The 13333-nt window shown below is 74.0% G+C and carries 11 protein-coding genes; 4 read left to right on the top strand and 7 right to left on the bottom strand.

The window, feature by feature from the left end; genetic code table 11:
* Positions 1 to 9: 9 nt before the first annotated feature.
* Together IEZ10_RS06685 and IEZ10_RS06680 are read left to right on the top strand one after the other, a co-directional pair.
* Positions 10 to 1719, top strand: a complete 1710-nt coding sequence (locus IEZ10_RS06685; protein WP_189245552.1) for an ABC transporter family substrate-binding protein — start codon at positions 10 to 12, stop codon at positions 1717 to 1719.
* A 236-nt stretch (positions 1720 to 1955) separates the two neighbouring features.
* A complete protein-coding gene (locus tag IEZ10_RS06680; RefSeq protein WP_189245551.1) occupies positions 1956 to 3062 on the top strand; it encodes a winged helix DNA-binding domain-containing protein in 1107 nt (368 codons plus the stop codon).
* A 109-nt stretch (positions 3063 to 3171) separates the two neighbouring features.
* Here IEZ10_RS06680 and IEZ10_RS06675 read toward each other — a convergent pair whose 3' ends face one another.
* The 7 genes from IEZ10_RS06675 to IEZ10_RS06645 form a co-directional block, all read right to left on the bottom strand.
* The gene (locus IEZ10_RS06675; RefSeq protein ID WP_229811007.1) at positions 3172 to 4305 is read right to left on the bottom strand and encodes an AAA family ATPase; all 1134 of its coding nucleotides are present in this window, start codon (positions 4303 to 4305) and stop codon (positions 3172 to 3174) included.
* A gap of 104 nt (positions 4306 to 4409) precedes the next feature.
* A complete protein-coding gene (gene pnuC, locus IEZ10_RS06670) occupies positions 4410 to 5051 on the bottom strand; it encodes a nicotinamide riboside transporter PnuC (protein WP_189245549.1) in 642 nt (213 codons plus the stop codon).
* 35 nt (positions 5052 to 5086) lie between these two features.
* Complete coding sequence (locus tag IEZ10_RS06665; protein WP_189245548.1) at positions 5087 to 6091, bottom strand: 5-oxoprolinase subunit C family protein; 1005 nt, start codon at positions 6089 to 6091, stop codon at positions 5087 to 5089.
* Positions 6088 to 6741, bottom strand: a complete 654-nt coding sequence (locus IEZ10_RS06660; protein WP_189245547.1) for a 5-oxoprolinase subunit B family protein — start codon at positions 6739 to 6741, stop codon at positions 6088 to 6090. The genes IEZ10_RS06665 and IEZ10_RS06660 overlap by 4 nt, the downstream gene beginning before the upstream one ends.
* 79 nt (positions 6742 to 6820) lie before the next feature.
* Positions 6821 to 7576, bottom strand: a complete 756-nt coding sequence (locus tag IEZ10_RS06655; protein ID WP_229811043.1) for a LamB/YcsF family protein — start codon at positions 7574 to 7576, stop codon at positions 6821 to 6823.
* 5 nt (positions 7577 to 7581) lie between these two features.
* Positions 7582 to 9108, bottom strand: a complete 1527-nt coding sequence (locus IEZ10_RS06650; protein WP_189245545.1) for a hypothetical protein — start codon at positions 9106 to 9108, stop codon at positions 7582 to 7584.
* Between the two features lie 185 nt (positions 9109 to 9293).
* Complete coding sequence (locus IEZ10_RS06645) at positions 9294 to 9536, bottom strand: hypothetical protein (protein ID WP_189245544.1); 243 nt, start codon at positions 9534 to 9536, stop codon at positions 9294 to 9296.
* Between the two features lie 580 nt (positions 9537 to 10116).
* Here IEZ10_RS06645 and IEZ10_RS06640 point away from each other — a divergent pair.
* Entirely contained in the window at positions 10117 to 12210 is a 2094-nt protein-coding gene (locus IEZ10_RS06640) for a SpoIIE family protein phosphatase (protein WP_189245543.1), read from the top strand.
* A gap of 241 nt (positions 12211 to 12451) precedes the next feature.
* The coding region (locus IEZ10_RS40235) for a sigma-70 factor domain-containing protein (RefSeq protein ID WP_373287375.1) at positions 12452 to 13333 on the top strand (882 nt) is incomplete at its 3' end.

Below are 13333 nucleotides of genomic sequence, written 5' to 3'. Positions count from 1 at the left end.
GGAAGAAGCGTGACATCATTCCGGCGCGCGGCCGCATCCGCCGCCGTGCTGGCCACGGCCTGGGCGCTCACCCTGACCGGCTGCGCCGGCGGGCGGGGAGCCGGGCCGGGCGGGGACGACAAGGCCGCCTCGGTCCGCGCCTACGACATCAACCCCGTCCCGCGCGAGCGGATCAGGAACGGCGGGCGGCTCCGCTGGGGCCTCAACGAGTATCCGGCCAACTGGAACCTCAACCACGTCGACGGCAACTCCGCGATGGTCAAGAAGGTCATCGACGGGCTGATGCCCTCCGCCTTCCGCTCCGACGAGCAGGGCCACGTCTCGGCGAACACCGATTACGTGCTCTCCGGCGGGATCACCGCGCGCACCCCCAGGCAGGTCGTCACGCTGCGGCTCAACCCCCGGGCCCGGTGGTCCGACGGAACCCCGGTCACCTGGGAGGACTACCGCGCCCAGTGGCGGGCGCTGAACGGCTCCGACCCGGCCTACCGCGTCGCCGGGACCACCGGCTACCAGGACATCCAGGACGTCGCCAGGGGCCGGGACGACCACGAGGTCGTCATCACCTTCGCCCGTCCCTTCGGCGACTGGCAGTCGCTGTTCGGGCCGCTGTACCCGAGGTCCACCAACGCCACCCCCCAGGCGTTCAACACCGCCTGGCTGAACCGCATCCCGGTGACCGCGGGACCCTTCCGGCTCGGGTCGTTCGACCAGACCGCCAAGACCGTCACGCTCCTCAGGGACGACCGCTGGTGGGGCGACCGGGCCAAGCTGGACCAGATCATCTTCCAGGCCATGGAGAGCGACGCGCTGGTCGGCGCGTTCAGCAACGGCGAGCTGGACACCTTCGACGTCGGCCCGTCCGCGCCCGACTACATGCGGGCCCGGAGCACCCCGGACGCGGTCGTACGGCAGGCCGCCGGCCCGGACTTCCGGCACATCACGATGAACGGCGAGAGCGCGGCGCTCTCCGACGTCCGGGTGCGCCGGGCCGTCGCGATGGGCATCGACCGGCAGGTCATCGCCCGGTCCGACCTGCAGGGCCTCGACTGGCCCATCACCCTGCTGGGCAACCACTTCCTGATGAACACCCAGGAGGGCTACCGCGACAACGCCGGGAGGATCGGCGTCTACGACCCCGCCGAGGCCGGGCGGCTGCTGGACGCCGCCGGATGGCGGCTGTCCGGCCAGACCCGCCGCAAGGACGGCCGTGACCTGACCCTGCGCTTCGTCGTGCCGTCCGGCCTGCAGCTCACCAAGTCCGAGGCCGAGCTCGTGCAGAGCATGCTCGCCCGGATCGGCGTCGGGGTCGTCATCCAGTCGGTGCCCAGCGACGACTACTTCACGAGATACGTCATCCCCGGCAACTACGACGTCACCGCGTTCTCCTACGTGGGCACCCCCTTCCCCGTCTCCAGCGGCTACGGCCAGTACGCCGACGCGTCCAAGGACGCCGCCGGGCACCTCCAGTGGAACGCCAACCTGGGCCGCATCGGCTCCCCGCGGATCGACGCCGCCATGCAGAAGGCGACCGCCGAACTCGACCCGGAGCGGGCGCTGGCCGCCACCAACGCCGCCGACCGGCTGATCTGGGAGGAGGTCAACGTGGTGACGCTCTACCAGCGCCCGCAGAACGTCGCGGTCGGCCGTGACGTGGCCAACTACGGCGCCCGCGGTTTCTACGACCTGCGTTACCAGGACATCGGCTTCACCCGCTGACTCCCACGCCCGCGCGGGCGTCCCGGACGCCATCGTCGTGCCGAACGCCGCGGAGTGCTGATCCCGCGCCCGCGCGGGCCCGGTCGCCGGGGACCGGGCCCGTCCGGTCCGGCCGGCCCGCACGGTCCGTTCGCCGCCGAGGAGCCGGGCCGGACCGTCGTCCGTCACGGCGGCCGGCCCGCACGGTCCGGCCGCCGGTGCCCTTTTCGTCGGGACGGTGGTGTAGAACCTGGTCCATGTCTGTTTCCGTGACCTGGCCACAGGCGCTCGCCTGGCGGCTGAGGCGGCAGTTCGTCGACCCGGTGGCCGGCCCGGACGCGGTCTCGGTGGTCCGCCGCCTGACCGGGGTGCAGGCGCAGGTGGCCTCCTCGGCCGAGCTGGCCGTGGCCGTACGGCACGCCGCCCCCCGCCCCGGCGAGCTCGACGACGCCCTGTGGCGCGACCGCACCCTGGTGAAGACGTGGACGGCGCGCGGCACCCTGCACCTGGTCCCCGCCGACGAGCTGGCCGCCCACACCGCGGTCCTCGGCTCCTTCCGCCACTGGGAGAAGGGGTCCTGGCAGCGGGGCCACGGCGTCGGCGCCGCCGAGGTCGCCGCCATCCTGGAGGCGGTCCCCGCGGCGCTCGCGGGCCGCGCCCTCACCCGCGAGGAGCTGGTCGAGGCGGTCATCACGACCACCGGCGACGCCCACCTGCGGGAGGCGCTCACGTCCGGCTGGGGCGTTCTGCTGAAACCGCTGAGCTTCCTCGGCGAGCTCTGCTACGGCCCGCCGCGCGCGGGCCGGGTGACCTTCGTCAGCCCCCGCGACTGGCTGGCCGGGCACCGGCCCGGGTCGCTCCCGCCCGAGGAGGCCGGTGTACGGCTGGTCCGCTCCTTCCTCGGCGCGCACGGCCCCGCCACCCCCGAGGCATTCGACGCCTGGCTCTACCGCGGGGGCGCCCGCAAGGCGGCGCTGCGCGGCTGGTTCGGCGACCTCGCCCCCGAGCTGGCCGAGGTCGAGGTCGAGGGCCGGCCGATGACGATCCTCGCCGAGCATCTCGACGACCTGGCCGCGACCGCCCCCACCGCCGGGGTCCACCTGCTGCCCGGGTTCGACCAGTACATCCTGGGCGCTCCGCGCGACCTCACGCCGCTCCTGCCCGCGGCGGCCCGGCCGAAGGTCAGCCGGGCCGCGGGCTGGATCTCCCCTGTCGTGGTCCACCGGGGCCGGGTCGCCGGGGTCTGGGAGGCGAAGGACGGCGGGATCGTCCTCGACCTCTTCGAGGACGTGCCCGCCGCCCCCCTGGCCGCCGCGGTCGAACGCGTCGAAGCCCTGCTGCGGCGGGGCCGGCCCGGCGCCTGAGCCAGGCGATCCTCTCCTCCCGCCCCCGTGACCGCGCCCCCGGGGCCCGCGGTCACGGGAGGCGGCCGGACACCCGGCCACCCCGGTGCCCCGCCGTCCGCGGCGCCGGTCACAGCGGTGCGGCGAACGTCCAGCCGCGTGCCAGCAGGGCGTCGACCGCCTCGACGGCCCGCTCCAGCCGCGCGGCCGGCGGGCCGGACACCACCACGTGCGGCAGCCCCCGCGCGCGGAGTTCCTCGCGGAAGCGGGCGTCCATCCGGTGCCGGACCGCCTCGCCGTCCCGCCAGCCGTCCTGCTCGAAGGGCACGTCCTCGACCGAGGTGTGGATCCACAGGTCGTGCCGGGCCCGCGGGTGAACGGCGCAGGCCGTCCCGAGGTAGCGCTCGTGCCACAGCGAGGTGGCGAACGCGTCGGTGTCGCACACCAGCAGCGGGGAACCCACGCGGGCGGCGGCGTCCTCCCACGCGAGCTGACGGTCGGCGATCTCCGCGAACTCCGCCGGATCCCACTCCAGATCGTCCAGCCACGGCTCCGGAAGCCCGGCCGTCTTCGCCCGGCGGCGGGCCAGGGCGAGCTTCTCCTCGCAGTACGTCCTGCCGTACTCGGGGACCCAGCGGGTCGCCGCCCAGGGCCCGCCCCGGGCGGCGTAATGAGCGGCCAGGTCCCTGGCCAGGGTGGTGGTGCCGCTGGACTCGGCGCCGACGACCACCACGCGGCGGGCCAGGTGGCCGCGGACCGCCGGGGACAGCCACGGCCAGGACGCCACCGGATCGCTCCTGACCATCGTCCCGCTCACCGGGAACCGCTCCCTGGCCGCGTCGACGCTCACGTGGACGGCGCCGAACCGGCGGGCCAGCTCCGGGCCGTACTCCTCAGAGGAGAAGACCGCGTCGATCCGCGGGACGGCGCCGTGCGCCAGGGCGAGCGCGTGGCGGAACACCGCCACGTGCGCGGCCCAGATCTCCGGATCGCCGTAGTCGATCTCGACGTCGTCGACCACCGGGGCGATCGTCACGCCGGGCTGCGGGTGGGCCTCGCGCAGCCAGGCGGCGCGCAGCGCCAGCGGGACGCTCTCGGCCGACGAGGCGGCCACCACCACGCTCACCCGGGCGCACCGGTCCGCCGCGGTGTCGACGAGGTGGTGGTGACCCGCGTGCGGGGGATAGAACTTGCCGATCACCAGCCCGTGGGCGAAGCCCCCGGTCACGCCGCCCGTCCCGTTCACATCGCCCGTCCCGCTCACGTCACCTGTCCCGTTCACGTCACCCGGACCGCTCACGTCACCCGTCCCGTTCATGTCGCCTGTCCCGGTCATGTCACCCGGACCGCCCGGACCGCTCACCCCGGTCACGCCGTCACCGGGGCCGGCCGGGCCGCGAGCTCTCCGCGCCAGGTCCGCAGGCCCGAGACGCAGAGCGCGAGGAAGACCACGTACAGGACGGCGGTGAGGTACAGCCCCTTGTAGGCGTAGAGCGGGATGTAGATCAGGTCGGCCGCGATCCACAACCACCACGACTCCACGAGCTTGCGGGTCTGCCCGTAGGTGGCCGTCAGCGACAGCGCGGTGGTGAGCGCGTCCCAGAAGGGCACGGTGGAGTCGGTCCAGGCCGCGAGGGCGACGGTGAGCACGGCGGTGGCGGCGGCGCCGCAGACGGCCAGCGCGGTCCACTCGGCGCGGCGGGTCCGGCGCACCGCGGGCCGGGTGCGGCCCGCCCCGCCGTACAGCCACTGCCACCAGCCGTACGCGCCGAGCGCCACGTAGAGGACCTGCAGGGCCGCGTCGGCGTAGAGCCCGGCGGCCAGGAACACCAGTCCCAGCAGGATCACGTTGGCGATCCCGATCGGCCAGTTGGCGATGTGCTGGCGGGCCACCAGCCAGACCGTGAGGACACCGCTGGCGAAGCCCAGCAGCTCGGCCCAGCCGGTCGGCGTCCCGGCGAGGGTGAAGGCGGGCTGGAGGAGTGGGTCCAGCAGTTCGGTGAGGGACATGCGCTCTCCTTTATCGTCGGTATGACGATAAAGGGTCAGCGGAGACGGAACCAGACCGGGTCCCCGGGGCGCAGCTGCGCGGCGACCGCCAGGTCGGCCGAGGCGACGACGGCGATGACCGGGTAGCCGCCGGTCGGGGGATGGTCGGCGAGGAAGACGATCGGCTGGCCGCTCGGCGGCACCTGCACCGCCCCGGCCACCATGCCCTCGCTGGGCAGCTCACCGTCGCGGACGCGCCGCAGGGCCGTCCCCGCCAGCCGTACGCCCACCCGGTTGCTGCGCCGGCTCACCTGGTACGGCGCGGCGCACAGCGCCTCCAGCGCGTCCGGGGCGAACCAGTCGTCGCGGGGGCCGGGAAGCACCCGCAGCACGCCCCGCGGGATCGGAGGCGGCGGGGCGGCGTCGACGACGATCGGCGGCAGGCCGGCGGCCGGTCCCAGCGGCAGGCGCAGTCCCGGGGCCAGCGGCGCCGGGCCCAGGCCGGAGAGCGCGTCGGTCGAGCGGCTGCCCAGGACGGCCGGCACGTCGAGGCCGCCGCGGACCGCGACGTAGGTGCGCAGCCCCGCGGTGGGCGCACCCACCCGCAGCTCGCCGCCGGACGGCACCCACACCGGCGCGTACGGCCCCGCCGCTCCGGGCCGCGCCGGGGCCCGCGCGGCGTCCCGGCGGGATCCGGCGGCGGGGGAACCGGTATCCCGGGATCCGGAACCCCGGGATACCGCAGAGGGCCCCGTGCCTCCGGAGCCGCCCGCGCCCTCGGGGACGCGGAGCGTGAGAGGGCAGGGCGCCCCGGTGACGGCGACCCAGGCCCCGGCGGGGAACCGCAGGCGGGCGCCGCCGAAGGTCAGCTCGATCCCGGCGGCGTCCTCGGGATTGCCGACCAGCCGGTTGGCCAGCCGCAGGCTCGGCGCGTCCGCGGCGCCGGAGCACGGCACCCCGAGGTGGCCGTGGCCGGGGCGGCCCAGGTCCTGCACGGTGGCGTACGGGCCGGGCGCGACCACCTCGACCACGCGGAGGACGGGGTCCGCCTCCGGGTTCATCCCCGCACCGCCCGGAAGCGGACCCGGGTGCCGGGGGTGAGCAGCGCGGGCGGGTCGGCGGCCGTGTCCCACACGGTAAGGGAGGAGCGGCCGAGCAGCCGCCAGCCGCCCGGCGAGGCCGCGGGGTAGACGGCCGAGTACGGGCCGGCGATCGCCACCGCCCCGGCGGGCACCGAGGTCCGGGGCGTGGAGAGACGCGGCACGTGCAGCGCCGGGTCCAGTCCGGTGAGGTAGGCGAAACCCGGGGCGAACCCCAGCCAGCCCACCACCAGCTCCACGCCGGTGTGCCGCTCGACGACCTCCCGGACCGGCAGCCCGCTCAGCTCGGCCACGTCGGCGAGGTCGGGGCCGTCGTAGACCACCGGGACCGTCACCGTCCCGCGCGCGCCGGAGGGGGCCGGGGCGGCGTCGCGCGCCGTGCCGAGCAGCAGGGACAGCCGGGCCCGCAGCGCGGCCGGGTCGGCGCCCGGGGCGACGACGAGGACGGTGGCGGGACCGGGCACGATCTCGGTCACCCCAGCCGGGCGGCGTTCCCGCAGCAGGGCGTCCAGCCGGTGGGACACCTCCAGCGAACCGGTCTCCACCAGCAGGGCGGACTCCCCGGCCCGGCGGACCACCGCCCGGTCGCCGGAGCCCGGCCGGGACGTCATCCGGCCCTCCGGCGGGCCGGGCCGGCCGGCCGTGCCCGTTCCGCGCCCGCACCGGTGGACCGCGTCGTCGGCGGAGTCCTCATCGGAACGCCCGCAGCGTCACCCCGGCGGCCTCCAGCGCCTCGCGGACGGCCCGCGCCAGCGCCACCGCGCCGGGGGTGTCGCCGTGCACGCAGATGGACCGGGCGTCCACCGCCACCTCCGAGCCGTCCGCCGCGGTGACCGTCCCGGCCGTCGCCATCCGCACGGCGCGGGCCGCGACCGCGGCGGGGTCGTGCAGCACCGCGCCGGGGGAGCGGCGGGGGACCAGCGTTCCGGCCGGGGTGTAGGCACGGTCGGCGAACGCCTCGGTGACGGTGGCCAGGCCCGCGCGGGCCGCGACGGCGTGGACGGCCGAGCCGGGCAGCGTGAGCACCGGCAGGCCCGGGTCGTAGTCGGCCACGGCCGCCACGACGGCCTCGGCCTGCCCGCTGTCGCGGCAGATCCGGTTGTACAGCGCGCCGTGCGGCTTGACGTAGGAGACCCGGCCGCCCATCGCCCTGGCGATCCCGTCCACCGCGGCGAGCTGGTACAGCACCTCGGAGCACAGCTCCTCGGGGTCGACCTCCATCTCGCGCCGCCCGAAGCCGGCCAGGTCGTGGTAGGACACCTGGGCGCCGATGGCCACCCCCCGGTCGGCCGCGGCCGCGCAGGTGCGGCGGATCGTGCGGGGGTCACCGGCGTGGAAGCCGCAGGCGATGTTCGCGCTGGTCACGATGTCCAGCAGGGCCATGTCGTCGCCCAGCGGCCAGATGCCGAACCCCTCGCCGAGGTCGGCGTTCAGGTCGATCACCACGCCGGTCACCACGGCCTTCCCGTACCCGGCGGCTCGTCGGGGATGTCGGCGATGTCGTCGAGGGCGACGGCGAGCTCCTCCGGGTCGTCGCCGATCCGCTCGACGATCTCCATCAGCACGTGCAGCACGTCGTGCCGGTCGTGGCCCAGGTCCAGCAGCCGCTGCGCGGCCTCCCACAGCTGCGGGGGGTCGCCCTCCCACAGCCGGCCGGCGATCTCCTCGTGCCAGGCGAGGTGCTCGTCGCGGTCGGGCCGGCGCCGCTCGTCCGCATGGTCGATCTCCAGCAGGATCCGCCGGTCGGCGTCGTCGGCCGGGTTGAGCAGGTCGAGCTTGATCTCGCCGTGCGTGCCCTGCAGGAAGGGGAACGCGAAGACGCGCCGGGCCAGCGCCGACAGGTCGCCGTCCGGCAGCAGCCTCTCCAGCAGGTCGCGGTCGATGCCGAAGGTGGTCGGGTCGCGGTAGGCCTCGGCGAACTTTCCCGTCGCCTCCCAGATCCCGTCCAGCGTGGCGCGCAGGCCCTCCTCCGGCAGCCCGGTCCGGCGGGCCGCGAAGCGCGCCCAGGCGCTGAGCACGTACGGCACCGCCTCCTGCTCGGCCGGGCTGAGCATCACCTTGCGCGGCAGCCAGTCGAGCAGGAACGCCTCGCACTTGGCCGGGCTGACCCGCAGGGGACGCCCGAAGTCCTGGTCGCAGCCGTAGTCGATGATGTGGTCGGCGCACCGCGAGGCCGCCGACGGGTCCGACAGGTGCTCGGCCGCGTCCGAGGACAGGAACTCCGCGGCGAGCATCGCCCGGCGGTCGCGGCTGTAGGGGGCCTCGCTGTGCAGCGGGGCCGGGCGCTTGCGGCCGGGCGGCAACGCCTTGATCCGGGAGCGGGCGAAGGCGTGGTAGGCGCTGTAGCTGTCGCTGACCGGCGCGGTCGTCCTGCGGTCGCCGTACTCGGCGGTGGCCTTCATGGCCGACTCCAGCAGCGCCCGCGCCTGCTGCGGCTCGATCTCCTCGAACCGGAGCATCGGGTTGGCCTCGGCCTCGGCCCTGGCCTGCTCCAGCAGCTTGTCGACGTGCGAGGAGACCCAGGCGTCGCGGGCGATGCCCCGCATGTTGTAGTCGACGACCATGACCAGCGCGTGCGGCTCCTCGGCGGCCTCGGCCCCGCGGTAGCCGAAGGTGCACACGACGGTGTCCTGGTCGCCGTAGGCGTCGCGGGAGACGTAGCAGCCGGTGGGCTTGACCGCGCCCAGCCGGTCGGCCCAGCGGGGCCTGGCCACGTCGCGCTCGATGAGCGCCAGCGCCGCGCCCTCGGCCTTGGCGGCCTGGCGGGCGGTGCCGAGATAGGCCAGCGCGATCAGCAGGGTCAGCGCGGCGGGGGAGCCGGCCTTGGCGGCGTAGTCGACCAGTCCCTCGCCGAGGACCTGCTCGGCGTCGCCGCCCTTCAGGCGGCGCCCCCACCAGGCCCCGACCATGTCGGAGACCATGAGCTCGGCGTCCAGAGGGCTGCGTACGGCCAGCAGTTCGCGCGCGGCCACCAGCATCTCGGAGAAAACCTCGTCAGGAGAACGGTTCTCCCGGGGGTCTCGACGGTGTCGCCGGCTCAAGCGACCTCCCCCATCCGCCGGATCCCGGTGCCGCCGCGCTGATCGGTTCGCTCGCTCACGCCCCAACCCTCTCGCATTCCCGGGCCAAACGGTGCGTAGGACGCGCTCCGGTGATCTCGATGTTACCGAGGACTTCGGGGCGGCGGCGCGGAGTTGACGAGCGCGAGCAGATGCTCGCGGGCGACGCGTTCCACCACCTCGGGCGTCGCGTCGATCCCCAGATGCTCCGCGCAGGCGCGGACGTCGGCCACGCACCTGCTGACGGTGCCGAGGGGAACGGTGAGGAACTCATCTGCCAGGCGGGCGCTCACCGGATCGTGGAGCTTCGTTGCGCCGCCGGCGAGACGGGTGACCAGAGCGGACATGTATGTCGCATTCCTCCGGGTTCCCGGGGCAAACCCCCGGACGGACGACGGGGACGTGCGTTCTCATTCCACAGCTTATCGCGCGAGTGTCAACCCCCGATGCCGTCCGGCATGTTCGGGTTGACACGGGTTCTGACAGATTTGCAGGATCGCGGAGTAAGCGAATGTCCCCGAAGAGGGAGCCAAATCGGGATTGAGTCAGTAGCCTGATCTTGTTCGGGGCGCGCGCGGGGTCGAGGTGGACGGTTGTCGGGACGGTCCGGCTTGATCCTGCTAGGGTCCTGGCGGCATACGGAGGTGGACGCGGAGGGGAACGGCGCCACCATTCGGCTTCGGCGGAATGCTGGTCGGGCGATGCCCGTGCTGGGAACCCGGCGCGTCAGCGTGCGGGCTCCGGTCCCGGACCGGGGAGGGGCCGCGGGATGCGCGCTTCGCCGCATCTTGGGCGGGGCTTCCGTCCGCACGCACCCATCGCCGATGATGTACTGCAGATCCGGTCCCCCGGAGCTGCGATACGCCGATTCGCAAGTTTGGAGATGTGCCTCGTGGGAGACCCTGGCACGCGACGGAGGTGCCGACCATGAGCGCCGAAACCTCCGTGCCCCGTCCCCGGGAGTCGGGTGTGGACATCTCGGACTCCGGACTGCTCCATGGCCTGCTGTCGCAGTCGCCCTTCGCCTTCGCGTTCTTCGGCCCCGACGGCCGCTTCCACCGGGTGGACGAGGTCTTCGCCGACGTGGTCGGCCTTCCCGCCGAGCGGCTGGTCGGCCGGACGCCGGGCGAGCTGCTCCCGGCCGACCTCACCGCGCTCCTGGAGAGCGCGGTCCGCGGCGTCGTCGCGGGCACCGACGTCGAGGCCGACCAGCGGATCCGGGTGCGCGCGGCCGACGGCGGCACCCGCCACTGGTCGCTGACCTTCTCCCCGGTCCACGACGACAAGGACGCGCTGCGCGCGGTCTGCCTGGTCGGGGTGGACGTCACCGGCAGCCGGCAGGTCGAGGAGGACCTCCGGCGCAGTGAGGAGCGCTACCGCTCGCTGGTGGAGGCCCAGTCGCAGCTCGTGTGGATCACCTCGCCGAGCGGGACCGTCGTGGAGGACGCGCCGCAGTGGCGGGCCATCACCGGCCAGGGCCTGGAGGAGTACCTCGCCCACGGCTGGCTGGAGGCCGTCCACCCCGACGACCGCTCGCACACCGAGGAGGCGTGGCGCGAGGCGCTGCGCGGCCGGACCATGTTCGAGTGGAGCTACCGCGTCCGCACCCGAGCCAGCGGCTACCGCCACTTCGAGGTGCGCGCGGTCCCCATCATCCGGCACGGCCGGGTGGTCGAGTGGGTCGGCGCCAACACCGACGTCACCCCGCAGCGCGAGGCCGAGGAGATGCGCGGCCGCCTCACCGACCAGCTCGGCGCCGCCGCGCTGCGCACCGCCCGCCTCCAGGGCGCCACCGCGATGCTCGCCGAGGCGCTCACCGTCGAGCAGGTGGTCCAGGTCATCATCGACGTGGGCCGTACGGCGGTGGCGGCGGACCGGTCCGCGGTGGCCCTGCTCGACGTCGACCGGGCCGCCCTGAAGCTGGTCAACAACGGCGGCATCCCCGACGTCCCCGGCGCGCCGGGCGAGGAGATCCCGCTGGCGCACTCCAGCGTGATGACCATGGCCGTCAACAGCCGCCGCCCCGTCTTCGCCGAGTCCCCCGAGAGCCTGCGCGCCCAGCTCGTCGAGGCCGGCGGCGACGAGGAGATCATCTCCGGGTTCATCGCGCACAGCGACGAGCGGGCCTGGGTCGGGCTGCCGCTGCTGGCCGCCGGCCGCGCGCTCGGCGCCCTGCGGTTCTCCTTCACCCGTCCCCAGAAGATCTCCCAGGAGGACGGCGTCTTCCTGGAGGCGCTGGCCGGCCAGTGCGCGCTCGCCGTCGAGCGCGCCACGCTGTTCGAGCGCGAGCACCGCACCGCCGAGACGCTCCAGCGCAGCCTGCTGCCCGACCGTCTGCCGGTGGTGCGGGGCCTGGTGCTGGCCCAGCGGTTCCGTTCGGGCAGCCGCCACGTCCAGGTCGGCGGCGACTGGTACGACGCCTTCGTCCTGCAGGACGGCAGGGTCGCGGCGGTGGTCGGCGACGTCATGGGCAAGGGCGTCAAGGCCGCGGCCGGCATGGGCCGGATCCGCAACGCCATGCGGGCCCTGGCGCTGACCAACCCGCCGCCCGCGGCCGTCCTCACCGGCCTGGACCGGGTGTTCGAGGCGACCGAGGAGGAGGAGCAGGTCACCACCCTCGCCTACATGGTCGTCGAACCCGGCACGGGAGAGGGCACGCTGGCCCTGGCCGGCCACCCGCCGCCCCTGCTGGTCTCACCCCAGGGCGTGCCGATCCTGTGCGACGGAGAGCCGGGCACCCCGCTCGGCTGGCCGACGAGCCGCAGGCAGTTCCGGTTCTGCGTGCCGCCCGGGCACACCGCGGTCCTGTACTCCGACGGCCTGGTGGAGAACCGCAAGCGCGGACTGGACGCGGGACTCGCCGATCTGTGCTCCGTCGTGACCGAGGCGCCTCCTGAGGTCGTGGGAAGTCCTCACATGTTGCTCGACTTCCTCGTTGATCGCATGTTGGCGGGATATGAGCAGGATGACGACGTCACGGTGCTGGCGATCCACGTCCCGCCCGCCACGAAGAGTGACTGAATGAAACAGTCATAACGGTTGCTTTCGGGTATCGGTGGCGCGCTTACGTACGCACTACTCTCTTGGTCGGCCTAGGGTGGAGGACAACCGCCAGGAGGCGGCCGTATGGATCACGGTGTCATGTCACAATGCTTGACAGGTGCGTCGCGGTTCGCGCGGCCTCGTCCAGCACAACTAGAGGTATTCGCCCCTAGCGGGCATCTGGGTCCATTCTCGTCACGCTTTCCTTCGAGAGGTGTTCGTGTCGCCTGCAAGTTCGACTCGCTCGAAGCCATCCGAGCTGAACGAGCCCGTCATTCAGCAGCTGATGGAGCGGGGACGCTCGCAGGGGTTCCTCGAGTCCGAGGATGTCCGCAAGGCCGTCGAGGAAGCGGACATTCCGATGGCGCAGGTCGCTGGGATCCTGCGCAACCTCAGCAAAGAGGGCATCACCGTACGGTTGACTGCTGAGGACTCCAAGGCTCCCAAGAAGTCCCGGACTCCGGCCAAGCGCCGTACCCCCGCCGCCCCCGCCCCCGTCAAGAAGACCAAGACCGCCGCCGCGGCCAAGGAGCAGCCGGAGACCGTCACCGCGGTCGTCAGCGGCTCCGAGCCCGCTCCCGCGGCCAAGAAGCCCGCGCCGCCGGCCAAGAAGGCCGCTGCCGCGGCTAAGAAGCCCGTGCCCGCGCAGCCCAAGCGGCCCACCGCCGAGGTGGTCACGCCCAAGCCCGAGCCGAAGCCCAAGGCCGCCGGCGCCGAGGACGACGAGGTCATCGACCTTGAGGACGTCGAGATCGAGGACTTCGACCTGGAGGTCGAGGAAGTCGAGGTCGAGGTCGAGGCGGAGGGCGACGCCGAGCCCGAGGTCGAGGCCGAGACCGAGGAGCCCAAGGGTGAGACCCTCGGGCAGAACGAGGACGAGGTCCTCATCCTCTCCGATGACGACGACGACGCCCCGGTGCCGCAGGTCGCCGCCGCCGGCGCCACCGCCGACCCGGTCAAGGACTACCTCAAGCAGATCGGCAAGGTCCCCCTGCTCAACGCCGAGCAGGAGGTGGAGCTGGCCAAGCGCATCGAGGCCGGCCTGTTCGCCGAGGAGCAGCTCGCCACCGACGGCGAGGTGCTCCCGGTGGACGTCCGCGCC

Origin of the sequence: Streptosporangium pseudovulgare (assembly GCF_014648055.1) — a bacterium.
GTDB classification, from domain to species: domain Bacteria; phylum Actinomycetota; class Actinomycetes; order Streptosporangiales; family Streptosporangiaceae; genus Streptosporangium; species Streptosporangium pseudovulgare.
This window is presented reverse-complemented; position numbering and strand designations above follow the sequence as displayed.

Excerpts from the sequence above, each read along its gene's own strand:
- IEZ10_RS06680 (WP_189245551.1), top strand. The coding sequence starts at position 1,956 with ATGTCTGTTTCCGTGACCTGGCCACAGGCGCTCGCCTGGCGGCTGAGG.
- pnuC (WP_189245549.1), bottom strand. The coding sequence starts at position 5,051 with ATGTCCCTCACCGAACTGCTGGACCCACTCCTCCAGCCCGCCTTCACC.
- IEZ10_RS06665 (WP_189245548.1), bottom strand. The coding sequence starts at position 6,091 with ATGAACCCGGAGGCGGACCCCGTCCTCCGCGTGGTCGAGGTGGTCGCG.
- IEZ10_RS06660 (WP_189245547.1), bottom strand. The coding sequence starts at position 6,741 with ATGACGTCCCGGCCGGGCTCCGGCGACCGGGCGGTGGTCCGCCGGGCC.
- IEZ10_RS06650 (WP_189245545.1), bottom strand. The coding sequence starts at position 9,108 with ATGCTGGTGGCCGCGCGCGAACTGCTGGCCGTACGCAGCCCTCTGGAC.
- IEZ10_RS06645 (WP_189245544.1), bottom strand. The coding sequence starts at position 9,536 with ATGTCCGCTCTGGTCACCCGTCTCGCCGGCGGCGCAACGAAGCTCCAC.
- IEZ10_RS06640 (WP_189245543.1), top strand. The coding sequence starts at position 10,117 with ATGAGCGCCGAAACCTCCGTGCCCCGTCCCCGGGAGTCGGGTGTGGAC.